This window comes from Streptomyces sp. 891-h, from assembly GCF_022760275.1.
Classification (GTDB): domain Bacteria; phylum Actinomycetota; class Actinomycetes; order Streptomycetales; family Streptomycetaceae; genus Streptomyces; species Streptomyces spirodelae.
Map to the genome: position 1 here is coordinate 2,860,840 of NZ_CP050693.1, position 15,032 is coordinate 2,875,871.

Annotated in this window: 10 protein-coding genes; 3 read left to right on the forward strand and 7 right to left on the reverse strand. The window is 73.6% G+C overall.

Going from position 1 to position 15,032, the window contains the following annotated elements; translation table 11 throughout:
- Nucleotides 1–23: 23 nt before the first annotated feature.
- On the reverse strand, nt 24–1,853 hold the full coding sequence (locus HC362_RS12260) for a DUF6350 family protein (protein WP_279240094.1): 1,830 nt from the start codon (nt 1,851–1,853) through the stop codon (nt 24–26).
- A gap of 439 nt (nt 1,854–2,292) precedes the next feature.
- On the opposite strand from HC362_RS12260, the gene HC362_RS12265 reads away from it, so the two are divergent.
- Entirely contained in the window at nt 2,293–3,561 is a 1,269-nt protein-coding gene (locus tag HC362_RS12265) for a sigma-70 family RNA polymerase sigma factor (protein ID WP_243083996.1), read from the forward strand.
- Nucleotides 3,562–3,688: 127 nt separating this feature from the next.
- On the opposite strand, the gene sucD is transcribed toward HC362_RS12265, so the two are convergent.
- From sucD to HC362_RS12290, 5 genes are all read right to left on the reverse strand, one after another.
- On the reverse strand, nt 3,689–4,573 hold the full coding sequence (sucD, locus tag HC362_RS12270; RefSeq protein WP_243083997.1) for a succinate--CoA ligase subunit alpha: 885 nt from the start codon (nt 4,571–4,573) through the stop codon (nt 3,689–3,691).
- Nucleotides 4,574–4,608: 35 nt separating this feature from the next.
- Nucleotides 4,609–5,781 (reverse strand): ADP-forming succinate--CoA ligase subunit beta, encoded by a 1,173-nt coding sequence (gene sucC / locus HC362_RS12275; RefSeq protein ID WP_209265557.1) that lies wholly within the window; start codon nt 5,779–5,781, stop codon nt 4,609–4,611.
- Nucleotides 5,782–6,005: 224 nt separating this feature from the next.
- Nucleotides 6,006–7,214: a VWA domain-containing protein gene (locus HC362_RS12280; protein WP_243088517.1), complete on the reverse strand. Its 1,209-nt coding sequence runs from the start codon at nt 7,212–7,214 to the stop codon at nt 6,006–6,008.
- An 11-nt stretch (nt 7,215–7,225) separates the two neighbouring features.
- On the reverse strand, nt 7,226–9,778 hold the full coding sequence (locus tag HC362_RS12285) for a DUF5682 family protein (RefSeq protein ID WP_243083998.1): 2,553 nt from the start codon (nt 9,776–9,778) through the stop codon (nt 7,226–7,228).
- On the reverse strand, nt 9,775–10,845 hold the full coding sequence (locus HC362_RS12290) for an AAA family ATPase (RefSeq protein ID WP_243088518.1): 1,071 nt from the start codon (nt 10,843–10,845) through the stop codon (nt 9,775–9,777). Before HC362_RS12290 ends, HC362_RS12285 begins: the two co-directional genes overlap by 4 nt.
- Nucleotides 10,846–11,122: 277 nt before the next feature.
- Here HC362_RS12290 and HC362_RS12295 point away from each other — a divergent pair, with 277 nt between their 5' ends.
- Both HC362_RS12295 and HC362_RS12300 read left to right on the forward strand, forming a co-directional pair.
- Nucleotides 11,123–12,694: an SWIM zinc finger family protein gene (locus HC362_RS12295; protein ID WP_243083999.1), complete on the forward strand. Its 1,572-nt coding sequence runs from the start codon at nt 11,123–11,125 to the stop codon at nt 12,692–12,694.
- 106 nt (nt 12,695–12,800) lie between these two features.
- A complete protein-coding gene (locus HC362_RS12300; protein WP_243088520.1) occupies nt 12,801–14,429 on the forward strand; it encodes a DUF5691 domain-containing protein in 1,629 nt (542 codons plus the stop codon).
- A gap of 87 nt (nt 14,430–14,516) precedes the next feature.
- Here the strand turns inward: HC362_RS12300 and HC362_RS12305 are convergent, their stop codons facing one another.
- Entirely contained in the window at nt 14,517–14,927 is a 411-nt protein-coding gene (locus tag HC362_RS12305) for a cobalamin B12-binding domain-containing protein (protein WP_243084000.1), read from the reverse strand.
- Nucleotides 14,928–15,032: the final 105 nt, after the last annotated feature.

Here is a 15,032-nt window from a genome sequence, read left to right on the forward strand (position 1 = left end):
CCGGGGTTCTTCCTGCCGCCTGTCTAGGAGCTGACGTTCGCGGGGTCGGGTTCGGGCTCGGGGCTGAGGTCGGGGTCGCGGCTGAGGTCGGCGTCGGGGCCGGGCTCCGGGCCCGGTTCGGGGGCGGGTTCCGGGTCCGCTTGCGGGGCGGGTCCGGAACCGGATGGGGACGAGGGCTCGGGCCCAGGTCCGGGCTCGGGTCCGGGCTCGGGCTCGGGCTTGGGTTCGGGCTCGGGCTCGGGCTCGGGCTCGAAGTCGGGCTGGGAAGCGGGCTCGGTGCCGGAAGCGGCGGCGGGCTCGGACTCGGGCCCGGACTCCGCCTCGGGCCCGGACTCCGCCTCGGGCCCGTCGTCCGCCGGGGCGGTCGGCTCGAAGGCGGGCATCAGGCCACCGGAAGCCGCCTTCATCGCGGTCCAGCGCTCACGGCGGGCCTCGTCCGTGTGCCAGGCGGCGTCGGGGCCGCTCTCCTCCTCGGTCGGTGCCGCCACCGCCGCCATCAGCGCGGCGAAGAGCGCCGACCGATGCGCGTTGCGCCGCGTCCACCACCGGACCCACAGCGCGGTCGGCAGGCCGACGACGAGCAGCCACCCGCACGCGGCGGCGCCGGTCTGCCACCAGCAGGGGCCCAGGTGCGCGAGTGCCTCGTTGCCGAGCGGGCCGCTGGCGCACGCGGTGAGCAGCGCCAGCACGGCGCCGCACAGCACCGCGGCGAGCGGCACCGCCACGACGACGGCGCGCCGGCTGCCGGTCCTGCTGGGGGCTGTGCCCGGTCCGGCGCCGACGGCCACCTCCGAGCGGCCCACCCACCAGCCGCAGATCAGGCCGCCCAGCAGCGGGACCACGCCCGCCAGGCACCATCCGAAAGCACCGCCTGTGCCCTCATCCGGAACGGTGGCCAGCAGCGGGAACGGGGGCAACTGCGGCATGGCCGTCGTGGCGGCCGGAGCGGCGACGCTGTCGGCACCCAGCGTGAAGCCGGGCCCTAGACCGTACGACGTGGCCCAGAGCACCGCGTTGGGCAGCAGCGCAACCGTGAGCAGCAGGACGCCGAGATGACCCGAGACGCTGTTCGTGAGCTCCGGAAACGCACTGAACACCGCCTGCACGTTCCACAGGAGGGAGCCCGCGAGCAGCGTGGCTCCCCCGGCGCACAGGACCACTGTCGCCGCACCGGCCGCCTGGACGGCGACGGCGGCGCGGTCCCGGGTGAGGTGTCCGAGCAGTGCCCTGAGCCCGGTCCGGGCAGCCTCCGGCAGCCGGGCGGTGAGCGCAGCCGCCGAGGCGGCAGTCGCCCCCGAACGGTTCGGCGCGCCGTGGGCCGCGCACAGCCCGGTCACCCCGACGACGAACAGCGGCAGTCGCCACATCGTGCTGACGGGATCGGCCTCGATCGGGCTGTCCGACGCGTAGGCGACCGCCGCTGCGGTGACGAGGAGATAGCCGCCCGAGACCCAGCCCGCGACGGCGAGCGGCCCGTACTCGTCGTCGTCCGCGGTGAGCCGTGCGTCCAGCCCTTCCCGCGTAGCGCGCCACAGCAGCCACACGGGTACCGCCGTCAGCAGCAACGGCGTCACCCCTACGGGTGCCGCGGCACCGGACAGCGTCTCGTGCCGTACGAGATGCGTGCCGTGTGCCAGCAACCACAGGTCCGCCGCCGTACGCAGGGCTCCGCCGGCCCCGCTGTCGGGGTACGGCGAGACGGTCCACAGCAGCAGGACGACGACGGCGAACGCGCCGAGCCCGAGCCCGGCGGCCACGGCGCCGCCCAGCAACCAGCCGCTGGTGAGGGGCAGGGGGCGGGGGTGGCCACGGCCCGAGGACAACGACGGACCGCGGTGCGTCACTTGGCTCACGGCGCCATGCTGCCAAGAACACCCGTTTTGCCCTAGTAGCAGGCATTTTGTCGCTGTGTCGCACAAGCTATGGGCTATGCAACTTTCTTCCGCCTCTGCCGACGCGGCCGCGAGTGCGGCGAAGCGCCGTGCCCCCGCAGCTTCTGACGGCCCTTCCGCCCAGGCCTCTTCCGAGGCGGAAGAGGCACCGGACGCGTCGTCGGGCGGGCCGAGCGCGCTGAAAGAGCCGGAGGCAGCGGCCGCACCGGACACAGCACCGGAAACGGCACCGGAAACGGCGCCCGCGCCGGGCGCGGGCTCGGAAGCGGTGCCGGATGAGACCCCGTCGGGCGAGGCGGAGGAGGCTGACGCGGCAGCGAAGGCTGACGGAGCTGATGTGTCGGATGCCTCTGCCGCGTCGCAGGGTTTGGATGTGCTGGACGCGCCTGCCCTGGCGGACATGGCGGACCCAGCAGACGTGCCTGACGCGGCCGACGTGGCAGACCCGGCAGATGTGGCGGGAGAGGCGGAAGCAGCGCAGGACGGCGAAGGCGCGGCGGCCCTCGCGCCGACCCCGCGCAGCGAAGGGCAGCCGGGCTCCGGCCCGGCGCCACGGGTGCCGGCGCCCGCCCCGCCCGGTGAGCCGGAGCCGCAGGTCGAGGTCGTGGAAGCGGTGCCAGGTCCGGTCGAGGACTTCGTGGGTTCGGCCAGGCGGCGCACGGCGCTCCCCGACGACCCGGTCGAGGCCTTCGACGAGCTCTACCGGTGGCAGGCGCGGGCGCTCACCCGGCAGGCGTTTGTGCTGAGCGGGCACCGTCGAGTGGCCGAACGAGCCGTTCGCTGGGCGTTCCACCAGGCATGGCAGCACTGGCCGAAGGTCCTGGCGGAGAGCGAGCCCACGCGCACGGTGCGAGCGACGGTGTACGAGTACGCGCTCTCCCCCTGGCACCAGTTCCACCCTCGGCACCGCAGGCCGCAGACGTACCGGGGCGCACCGGAGCACCGGACGGTGCTGGCGGCGTTCCTGGGACTGCCGCGCAGCTACCGCGCCGCGCTGCTGCTGCACTACGGGCTGGGACTGACGTTGCAGGAGACGGCCGCCGAGGTGGAGTGCAGCACCGAGGCAGCGGCAGGCCGGGTCACGCACGGGCGGGCGGCACTCGAGGAGTGCTGGCCACGGCTGGCGCGGGCACCACGGCGACAGTGCGGTGCGGTACTGGCGCACGCGCTGCGCGAGCTCGCCGCCGCGCAGCCGGTACGCCCGATGCCGCCACAGCTGGTGCGCCGCAGCAGCCTCCGTACGACGCGGCTGTGGACCCGCGCCTCGATCGGTCTGACGGCGACGGTGGCGACGGCGACGGCTTTCACGCTCCTGACGGCCGAGACCGGCGACGGCCCGGCGGACAAGCCCGTCCGGGCACCGTCACGCACCTTCGCGCCCGCCACGCTGCCGGGCGCACCGAACGCCGATGCGGGACTGTTCCCGGGCACGGCCCCGGGACCAGGCATGGCCCCGCGAACGGGCACAGTCTCGGGAACGGGCACAGTCTCGGGAACGCGTGAGGGCCCCGTCACCACTCGTACGAGTGACGCGAGCAAGGCCGGACGTACGTACCGGAAACCGGCCGGCGGCCCCGGCCAGGCCTACCTGCCCCAGCTCCGCTCCACCAACGAGCGCGGCAATCTGCGCGACTTCCAGCCGCCCGGGTACCGCGCCCCGAACGGCTGACGGGCCCGCCCCCGGAGGGTACGGGCCCGTCGGACGATCAGCCGCCGCGCGAACGCCCACTCAGGCGCCAGGCATCAGGCATCAGGCACCAGGCACCAGGCGCCAGGTGCCGGCGCGCGGCCACGCGTCACGCGCTGAGGCGCTCCCGCGCGAGCCGTGCGGTCTCGGACGGGGTCTTGCCGACCTTCACGCCCGCGGCCTCGAGGGCCTCCTTCTTCGCCTGCGCGGTGCCGGAGGAGCCGGAGACGATGGCGCCCGCGTGGCCCATCGTCTTGCCCTCCGGAGCGGTGAAGCCCGCGACGTAGCCGACGACCGGCTTGGTCACGTTCTCCTTGATGAAGTCGGCCGCACGCTCCTCCGCGTCACCGCCGATCTCACCGATCATGACGATCAGGTCGGTGTCCGGGTCGGCCTCGAACGCCTTGAGGGCGTCGATGTGCGTGGTGCCGATGACCGGGTCACCGCCGATGCCGACGCAGGTCGAGAAGCCGATGTCGCGCAGCTCGTACATCATCTGGTAGGTCAGCGTGCCCGACTTGGAGACCAGACCGATGCGGCCCGGCTTGGTGATGTCGGACGGGATGATGCCGGCGTTCGACTGGCCGGGGGTGATCAGACCCGGGCAGTTCGGGCCGACGATCCGCGTCTTGTTCCCCTTCTGGGTGGCGTAGTCCCAGAAGTAGGCGGTGTCGTGGACTGCGATGCCCTCGGTGATCACGACGGCGAGGCCGATCCCGGCGTCGATCGCCTCGATCACGGCGTCCTTGGTGAACTTCGGCGGGACGAAGATCACGGTGACGTCGGCGCCGGTGGCCTCCATGGCCTCCTTGACGCCGCCGAAGACGGGCACCTCGGTGCCGTCGAAGTCAACGGTCGTGCCCGCCTTGCGCGGGTTCACACCGCCGACGATGTTGGTGCCGGAGGCCAGCATCCGCTTGGTGTGCTTCTGGCCCTCCGAGCCGGTCATCCCCTGGACGATGACCTTGCTCTCCTTGGTGAGGAAGATAGCCATGGTGTGTCGATGTCCTCGTTCGGTCTCGTCCGGGCTTACTTGGCGGCCAGCTCGGCGGCCTTGTCGGCCGCGCCGTCCATGGTGTCCACCTGCTGCACGAGCGGGTGCGCCGCGTCGGTCAGGATCTTGCGGCCCAGCTCGGCGTTGTTGCCGTCGAGGCGGACGACCAGCGGCTTGTTGACGTCCTCGCCCTTGGACTTGAGCAGCTCGAGCGCCTGCACGATGCCGTTGGCGACCGCGTCGCAGGCGGTGATGCCGCCGAAGACGTTCACGAAGACCGACTTGACGTCGGGGTCCCCGAGGATGATCTCCAGGCCGTTGGCCATCACCTCGGCGGAGGCGCCGCCACCGATGTCGAGGAAGTTGGCGGGCTTGACGTTGTTGTGCGCCTCGCCCGCGTACGCCACCACGTCGAGGGTGGACATGACCAGACCCGCGCCGTTGCCGATGATGCCGACCTGGCCGTCCAGCTTGACGTAGTTGAGGTTCTTGGCCTTGGCCGCCGCCTCCAGCGGGTTGGCCGCCGCCTTGTCCTCCAGCGCCTCGTGCTCGGGCTGGCGGAAGTCGGCGTTGGCGTCCAGCGACACCTTGCCGTCCAGCGCGATGACCTTGCCGTCGGCGGTCTTGACCAGCGGGTTGACCTCGACGAGGAGGGCGTCCTCCTTGACGAAGACGTCCCAGAGCTTCACCAGCACGTTGCTGATCTGGTCGATCAGCTCGGCCGGGAACTTGGCGGCCTCGGCGATCTCGCGGGCCTTCGCCTCGGTCACGCCCTCGATGGCGTCGACCGGGATCTTGGCCAGCGCCTCGGGCTTGGTGGCCGCGACCTCCTCGATCTCCACGCCGCCCTCGACGGAGGCCATCGCCAGGAAGGTGCGGTTGGTGCGGTCCAGCAGGAAGGAGACGTAGTACTCCTCCTGGATGTCCGCGGTCTGGGCGAGCATCACCTTGTGGACCGTGTGGCCCTTGATGTCCATGCCCAGGATCTGGCCGGCCTTCTCGACCGCGTCCGCCGGGTCGGAGGCCAGCTTGACGCCACCGGCCTTGCCGCGGCCGCCGGTCTTGACCTGCGCCTTGACGACAGCCCTGCCGCCGAGCCGCTCGGTCAGCTCGCGCGCCGCCTCAGGTGTCTCGATGACTTCACCGGCCAGCACCGGTACGTCATGCTTGGCGAAGAGGTCCCTCGCCTGGTACTCGAACAGGTCCACGCGCGTCCGTCCCCTTAATCAGTGGTCTCGCGGTCGTTGTCAGCGTGGGCGTGCCGCAGGGCCGCGGCGTCCACGGGTCGCGCGGCATGTCCGCCTTGCAGGTTAGCCCTGCGTGCGTGCGCTGCCTAAATCGCACCTCACACATACGCGGTGACAACGGTCACAGCGCGGCCGGTCGTTTTCTGATGCGGGGTGGCCCGCGCCTCTCACGGCGGGTGGCCGGCTCAGTCCGGGACCGGCAAGGGGCGCTTTTCGATTGCCGCTGCCATCACCTCCGGGAAGTGGTCGGGGGTGCAGGCGAACGCGGGGGCGCCCATCGCGGCGAGCGCGGCCGCGTGGTCGCGGTCGTAGGAGGGCGCGCCTTCGTCGGACAGGGCGAGGAGGGTGACGAACTGAACACCGGCCCCCTTCATCGCGGCGACCCGCTTGAGCATCTCCTGCCGTATCCCGCCCTCGTACAGATCGCTGATCAGTACGACGACCGTCTCGGCGGGGCGGCTGATCCGGGACTGGCAGTAGGCCAGCGCCCGGTTGATGTCCGTGCCACCGCCCAGCTGGGTGCCGAAGAGCACGTCGACGGGGTCGTCCAGGTCGTCCGTCAGATCCACCACGCTGGTGTCGAAGACGACGAGCCGGGTGTCGAGCGTGCGCATGGAGGCCAGCACCGCGCCGAAGACGGAGGCGTAGACCACGGAGGACGCCATCGAACCGGACTGGTCGATGCACAGGATGACGTCCTTCTTGACCGCCTGCGCCGCCCGCCCGTATCCGATCAGCCGCTCGGGAACGATCGTGCCGTGGTCGGGCAGATAGTTCTTGAGGTTGGCGCGGATGGTCCGGTCCCAGTCGATGTCCCGGTGCCGGGGCCGGTTGACCTTCGCGGAGCGGTCGAGCGCGCCGGTGAGGGTCGAGCGCGTCCTGGAGGCCAGCCGCTTCTCCAGTTCGGCGACCACCTTGCGCACCACGGCCCGCGCCGTCTCCCTGCTGGTCTCCGGCATCGCCTTGTTGAGCGAGAGCAGAGTGCCCACCAGGTGCACATCCGGCTCGACCGCCTCCAGCATCTCCGGCTCCAGCAGCAACGCGGAGAGCCCGAGCCGGTCGATCGCGTCCCGCTGCATCACCTGCACGACGGAGCTGGGGAAGTAGGTGCGGATGTCACCCAGCCAGCGCGAGACGTGCGGCGCCGAGGCACCGAGCCCGCCGCCACCACTGCTGCCGCCACCGCCCTGGGCTCCGCCGGTGCCCCTGCCGCCGGGCCCGCCGTCCCCGTAGAGGGCCTCCAGGGTGCGGTCCATCCCGCTGTCGGTGCCGCCCAGCAGGCAGCCGGTGCCGTCCGCCGCACCGCCGCCCAGCACCAGCCGCCAGCGGCGCAGCCGCTCCTCCTCCGCCACCCCGGCCCCGGTGGTCTCCGTGCCTGCGGCCTCCGCGTCCATGTCCTGGGCCGTCATACGCGCACCCCCTCGCTCTCGTCGCGCCGCGCCCCGCCGAGCAGCAGCCGCACCGTCTCCAGCACTGCGTCGGCCCGCTCTCTGTCGAGGCCGGCCCCGAATCCGGGCACCCCGTCCCCGGCGCCGCTCCCCCGCCGGTCGCCGTCGCGCACAGGGCCGCGCCGCACCAGTTCCCCCAGGGTCCGCCGCACCCCGGCCTCGTACTCCGCGAACGTCCGCCGCAGCAGCGGAAGCACATCCGTGAACGCCTCGCCGGGGACCTCCGTCAGCCAGCGGTCGACGAGCGCGAGCAGCCGTTCGTCGTGCACCAGCAGCATCCCGCCGCCCGCGAGGAAGCCCTCGATCCACGCCGCTGCCTCCCCCGGCGGTGTACCGGGTGACAGCACGAGGCTCATCAGCCGCTCGGCCTCGTCGTCCGCCAGCTGGCCGTCGTCCAGCAGCAGTCGGGCGCAGCGGCCGCGCAGCAGGCCGGGTATCCGGTCCCGTCCGGCGAGCGTGCGCAGCACTCCTCGCCATCTGCTCAGCAGCCCTCCCGACGGCCGTCCCGCCGACTCCGGCCGCGCCCCCTCCGCACCGGTGTCGTCCTTGTCGTCCCGGGCGGGCAGGTTCACCGCCTGGTGTGCCGCGTCCAGGTGGCGCCGCATCTCGCGGGCCCCCTCGTCGTCCAGCCCCGCACAGGCGGGCGGGAGTCCGACGCAGACCCGCTCGGCCATCCCTCCGGCGACCTCGGCCAGCGCCCCCGCGTCGGTGCCCCGCACATCGCCGTAGCGCAGCGTGCGCACCAGCGCGGGCAGGGCCTGCGCCAAGTGTCCGACGTCCGATTCCAGTGCTGCCCGGTCGGCCAGCACCCGCATCACCACGGGGAGCGCCTCCGGCAGTTGGGCCAGCAGGCACAGCTCGGCCAGCGCCGTCACCTCGGCGAGGGTGCCGCCGCCTTGCTCCGTCGCCTGGGCACGGGCCTTGGCCGTGGCTGCCTCACGGACGGTCGTGCCCCAGATGCCGGCCTCGGCCACCCGTACGGACAGCTCCGGCTCCCAGCGCAGCCGCCAGCTCTCGCGGAAGGTGCCGGTGCTGCCGCTCCGGGCTCCGGCCGGCTCGCCCCAGCCGATGCCCAGCAGCCGGAGCCGGTGCAGCAGACGGCTGCGCGCCGCGTCCGTCTCCTTGCGCAGGTCCAGATCCAGCTCGCGCTCCGCGGCGGCCGGCTTCAGCCGCACGGCGCGCTGCTGCCGTGCCAGGTCGCGCTGGAGCGGCACCGCGGGAGCCCCCTCGGGCACCTCCCCCAGTACGTCGCCGACCACCAGCTCTTCCCGGATGAGCTCCAGCGGCACATCGGAGCCCTCGCACAGCACGGCCCGTATGGCGTCGGTCGTCTCGGTCAGCCCCGCCAGGGGGCGGCCGCGCATCGCGGCCAGCGTCTCGGACAGCCGGACCGCTTCGATGAGGTGCGCCGAGGAGACGGAGTGGTCCTGCGCCCGCAGCAGACCGGCCACCTTCGTCATCCACCGCTCCACGGGCCGGTCCGGCGCTGCGAAGAGGTGCCCGTACCACCCGGGGGAGGCTATTCCGGCGCCGTAGCCGGACCGACGGGCCAGCCGCCGGTGTGTCCAGGGAACCCAGGTGACCTCCGTCTTCACCTTGGGGAGCCCCTTGAGCGCCTGCCGGTCGGCGGTCACCGTCGTCGTCTCGGTGAGTGCCGGGACGTGCCAGGCGCCGCAGACCACGGCCGTCACCGCGTCCCCGAACTCCTTTCGTGCCTCGCGCAGCCGCAGCCGCATATGGGCCTCCCGGACGAGGTCCCGCTCATGGCCGCCCTCCCCGTGCACGGCCCGCAGCTCGGCCATGGCCTCACCGAGCGCCGCGAACGGTTCGTAGGGGTCGGCGGGGCGGGCCTCCCGGCTCTCGCCCCGGCCGCCGCCGCGGTGTTCGACGGCGTCCTCCCACCAGCGCTCAGGATCGTCGTATCCCGCCGCCTCCGCGAGCGCCGCCAGCGGGTCGAGCCGCACGCCGTCCCCGCTCCCTCGCGTCCGGTATGTGGAGGCTGGATCGACGTCCCCGGCGGCACCACCCCCGTCGGTGCCGCCGGGGACCGTCTCCTCCCCCTCTCCCTGTGGCTTTTCCTCCCCGCTTCCGGACACCTGCTCGTCCGCGTCGCTCAGGGCGAGCGTGTGCGCGGCGGGCAGGTCGATGAAGCGGACCGGGACGCCGCGCCGCACCGCCCAGCGGAGCGCCACCCACTCCGGGGAGAACTCGGCAAGCGGCCAGAACGCGGCCTTCCCCGGCTCGTTGACGGCGTGCGCCAGCAGCGCCACCGGCGGGACCATCTCCTCGCTCCCGGCCAGCTCGGCCACCGCGTCGCCCTCGGGCGGGCCCTCGATCAGTACGACACGCGGCTCGTACGCCTCCAGCACGGCGGCGACCGCGCGCGCCGAGCCGGGGCCGTGGTGCCGCACCCCCAGCAGCAGCGGGCCTGCCGCGCGCTCCCGGACGTGTGGGGTCCCGGCGTCCCCTCCCGCCGGCGGGCCTGCCGAGCCCTCTTGGACAGCCGTCATGCGGACACCTCTCGGCAGGCGCGGTAGAAGTCCTTCCAGCCCTCGCGCTCCCGGACGACCGCCTCGAGGTACTCCTGCCACACCACCTGGTCCGAGGACGGGTCGCGGACGACGGCGCCGAGAATGCCCGCCGCCACATCCCCGGCGCGCAGCACCCCGTCACCGAAGTGCGCGGCCAGTGCGAGGCCGCCGGTGACGACGGAGATGGCCTCGGCCGTCGACAGCGTGCCGGAGGGTGACTTCAGCTTCGTACGGCCGTCGTCGGTGACGCCTTCGCGCAGCTCGCGGAAGACGGTGACCACCCGGCGGATCTCGTCGAACCCCTCGGGCGCCGGCGGCAGGTCGAGGGACTTGCCGAGCTGCCCCACCCGGCGCGCCACGATCTCCACCTCGGCCTCCGCCGTCTCGGGCAGCGGGAGCACCACGGTGTTGAAGCGGCGGCGCAGCGCGCTGGACAGCTCGTTGACCCCGCGGTCCCGGTCGTTGGCCGTCGCGATCAGGTTGAAACCGCTGACCGCCTGGACCTCCTCGCCCAGCTCGGGAATCGGGAGGGTCTTCTCCGAGAGCACGGTGATCAGCGTGTCCTGCACATCGGCCGGGATACGGGTCAGCTCCTCGACCCGGGCCGTCATGCCCTCGGCCATCGCGCGCATCACCGGGCTCGGCACCAGCGCCGCACGGCTGGGCCCCTGCGCAAGCAGCTGCGCGTAGTTCCATCCGTAACGGATCGCCTCCTCCGCTGTGCCCGCCGTGCCCTGCACGAGCAGCGTCGAATCCCCGCTGACGGCCGCGGCCAGGTGCTCCGATACCCAGGTCTTCGCCGTACCGGGGACACCGAGCAGCAGCAGGGCGCGGTCGGTGGCCAGCGTGCTGACCGCGACCTCGATGATGCGGCGCGGACCCACGTACTTGGGCGTGATGACCTTGCCCCCGGGCAGCTCGCCGCCGAGCAGATACGTCGCGACCGCCCATGGGGACAGCCGCCAGCGCGCGGGGCGCGGCCGGTCGTCGGCCTCGGCGAGGGCCGTCAGCTCGTCGGCGAAGGCGTCCTCGGCGTGCGGCCGCAGCGCGGTTGCAGGAGCGGCCGCGGCAGGCGTGCCTGGCGCCGGCTGTGCGGCGGACTCGGCGGCCGGGTCTGCGACATGGCTCTCGGTCACAACTCCCCCTCAACGCAGGGCTCTCGTACGGAAAAAGACAAGGGGATGGCCAAGGAAGGAACCCCCGCGCCGCAGCGCCTCGGCCGATCCGTGAACTACTCTGCATGCCGCCACTGACAATCGCCCTGACCTGCATAGATGGGCAGTTGGGGGCTGGTTGTCAGTGGCGCCGCCTACCGTTTTCGGCATGGGTGGACAGGCGGTCCGCTGGACAGCGGAGCAGGTAATGGCGCTGGCGCCTGACGTGGCGTCACGTCGCGCGGGGAGCAAGCTGTCGGCGCCCGGCCCCTGGACGGAGGCGGGGTCGGGCGGCGGCGCGGTCTGGGGGCTGTGCAAGGGCAGCGGGAGCAAGCCGTACCAGACGGTGGTGGACCTCGACGGGGGCCAGGGGATCGGTTACAAGTGCTCGTGCCCCAGCAGAAAGTTCCCGTGCAAGCACGCTCTCGGCCTGCTTCTGCTGTGGGCCGGCGACGAGGCGGCCGTCGCCGAGCAGGGCGAGCCTCCTCAGTGGGCGGAGGGCTGGCTGAGCGGCCGCAGGCAGCGCGCGGAGAAGAAGGCGGGCAGGAGCCCGGGTGGAGAGGCCGCCTCCGGGGGCGGTAGGAGCGCGGGCCGCGCAGGCGGCGAGACGGGGGCGCGGGACGGCGGAGAGGGGGCGGCCGGAGCCGAAGCGGCGGAGGGCGAGGAGGGGGACGCGCGGTCGCGGGCCGAGGCAGCGCGCCGCCGCGCCGAGCAGCGCGCGGCACGGATCACGGCGGGTGCCGAGGAGTTGGAGCAGCGGCTGGCCGACCTGCTGCGCGGCGGTCTCGCCGGTACGGAGCAGTCGGGGTACGCGCCGTGGGAGGAGATGGCGGCCCGCATGGTCGACGCCCAGGCCCCCGGGCTGGCCAACCGGATACGGGAGCTGGGTGCCGTCCCCGGCTCGGGAGCAGGCTGGCCGGAACGGCTGCTGGAGGAGTGCGCACTGCTCCATCTGCTGGCGCGCGGCTGGATGCGGGCCGACGAACTGCCCGGCCCGCTCGCCGAGACGGTCAGATCGCGGGTGGGTCTGACGGTGGAAGCGGCCGAACTGCTGGCGGACGAACAGGGGTTGGTACGCGACGAGTGGCTGGTGCTGGCCCAGTCGGACACCGACGAGGGGCGTCTGACGGCCCGCCGCATCTGGCTGCACGGCCGTGCCACGGGGCGTCCGGCGCTGCTGCTCTCCTTCGGCGTCGGCGGCCGCCCTCCGGAACTGGCGCTGCCGGTGGGCGCGACGCTGGACGCGGAGCTGGCCTACTACCCGGGCGCCAGCCCGCTGCGGGCGGCTCTCGGGGAACGGCACGACGCTCCGCTGCTCGGCTTCCGGCCGCCGGGCCACAGCATTCCGCAGGCCCTGGACGCCTATGCGGGGGCGCTCCGAGACGACCCGTGGCTGGAGGGGTGGCCGTGCGTGCTGCGGGACGTGATACCCGTCCCGCCGTCCGACTCCGGCCCGTCCGGCGGCAGTGCGGGGCCGCAGCGCGGCGTGGGGGGCCGCGCCGGCGGCGGAACCGGGGGCAGCACCGCGAGCCGGCCGGGAGGAGGCAGCGGGGAGGGGTGGCAGCTCGCGGCAGCGGACGAGGAGACCGCCCTTCCGGTGGCGCCGGGCACCGGCACGGCCGCGCTGTGGAGGCTGCTGGCGATCTCCGGGGACGGTCCGGTCACGGTCTTCGGCGAATGCGGGCACCGCGGCTTCAGCCCGTACACGGCTTGGAGCGAGGGCAAGGCCGTCCCGCTGTGACAGCGGCGGCCCGGACCGAAGGCGAAGAGGCGGGGCGGCAATGAGAGGGGCGGATGTGACGGCTGAGACGGTTGCAGAGCAGCGCATACCCGGCGGCGAGCCACCGGTGGCAGCGGCCGAAGGGGGCGGCCGTGGGGTCGGAGGGTGGGGGGAGTTGGTGGCTGCCGCGCTGTTGGGAGCCGAGCGGCGGCGTCCACCGGGCGGAAGCGTGACGGCGCTGCTGGACGCGGCGGCGGCCGAGACGGTCCGGCGGCGCGCCGGTGCCCGGCCGGCCGTCCCCCGGCAGCGGCCCGAGCCCGCGCCTCAGGACGGGCGGAAGCCGCTGCCCGCGGCGGCCGAACGGCGACTGGCGACGCTGCTGGCGGACCGGGCGCTGGGTGGGGCGAGTCCGTCGGGCGCCGCAGCCGGGCGCCGGGGTTCGGGTCCGGACCTGGGAGAGCTGCTGCCGCAGTGGCTCGCGGAGGCGAACTCCCAGGGCTATCGGGCGCCCGCCGCGCTGCTGCCCGCTTTGCTGGACGCGGCGCGGGCCCGTACCGATCTGCGGGCCGAGACGCTGGCATTCGCCGGTCCGCGGGCGCTGTGGCTGGCGCGGTACAACGCCGACTGGAAGTTCGCGCTGCGGGACGGGGTCCGCCGACAGGTGCCGGACGAGCGCCCCGAGGAGGCCGAACAGCTGTGGCAGGAGGGGCTGTTCGCCGAGCGGGTGGCGCTGCTGACGGCCCAGCGGCAGCGGGACCCGCAGGTGGCGCTGGCGCTGCTGTCCTCCACTTGGCAGACCGAGCGGGCCGAGGACAGGCTGATGTTCCTGGACTCGCTGCGTCTGGGACTCGGTCCCGCCGACGAGCCGTTCCTGGAGCGGGCGCTGACCGACCGCAGCCGCACCGTACGGGCGACCGCGGCCGAGCTGCTGGCGGCGCTGCCCGGGTCGGCGCTGGCCGCCCGGATGGCGAAGCGCGCCCGTGCCTGTGTGGGCCCTGACCGGATGGGCGGCCGGGGCGGCATCGCGGTGGAGGCGCCGCACGAGTGCGATGCCGATATGCAGCGCGACGGTGTCGTGCCCCGACCGCCCTCGGGCCGCGGGGAACGGGCCTGGTGGCTGGTCCAGTTGGTGGAGGCGACGCCGCTGCGGGTGTGGAGCGAGCAGTTCGACGGGCTCCCTCCGGCCCGGATCGTGGCGCTGCCGGTCGCCGACGGCTGGCGGGAGGATCTGCACGCGGCGTGGTGCGGTGCGGCCGTGCGCCAGCGGGATGTGGAGTGGGCGCGCGCCCTCATCGGGGAGCCCACCGAGCCGTTCTCCGAAGGTCCGGGCGACCCTGCCAAGCTGCTGTCGGTGCTGCCCGAGGAGGAGCGCGGCGAGTGGGCGGCGCGCTTCATAGCCGCGCACGGGCTGTCGGAGGCGTTCCGCATCCTCGGGGTGTGCGGCGTGCCGTGGTCGCTGCCGCTGGGGCGCGCTGTGGTGGACGCGCTGGAGATCGCACGGGACGCGGGCAGCTACCCATGGAGCTTCAGCGGGGTGATGGGGCTCGCCGAGCGCTGTCTGGACCCGTCCGACGCGGAGCGGCTCGCGCCACTGGCTGCTGTGCCCGACGAGAAGGAGGGCGAGTCGCCGGGCGCCGGCGCTTACTGGGCGGAGTCGTTCCAGCGGCTGGTCGCCACCTTGCGGCTGCGCTCCTCGATGCTGGCGGAACTACGGGGCGAGCGGAGAGAGGGGGAACCGCAGACGGGAGAAGCGTGACGCGAGCCGAAGGGGCGACACGCGAGCCAAGGTGGGCGCCGGCGCTGGCGCACCCCACGGGAGAGGCGGCGGTGGGGGGGTGGCGGCTCAGGCCGCCACCGGGCCCACGTGGGTGCGGATCCAGTCGACGACCTCGCTGGTGCTGGCGCCCGGTGTGAAGATCTCGGCCACGCCCTGCTCCTTGAGCAGGGGGATGTCCGCCTCAGGGATGATCCCGCCGCCGAAGACCTTGATGTCGGCGGCGTCCCGCTCGCGCAGCAGCTCCAGCACTCGGGCGAAGAGAGTGTTGTGCGCGCCGGAGAGGATGGAGAGGCCGATGGCGTGCGCATCCTCCTGGATGGCGGTGTCCACGACCTGCTCCGGCGTCTGGTGCAGACCGGTGTAGATGACCTCCATGCCGGCGTCGCGCAGGGCACGGGCGATGACCTTGGCACCGCGGTCATGGCCGTCGAGGCCCGGCTTGGCGACCACCACGCGGATCGGACCGGTCACATCCATCACTGCCTCCCTCTAGGACGACCACTGGGCCGGGACGGGCCACGGGGTGTGAACGCACGTTATCTCCAGCATCCCGCACCCGTCCCGTCCCGTGCTGGTAAGCGA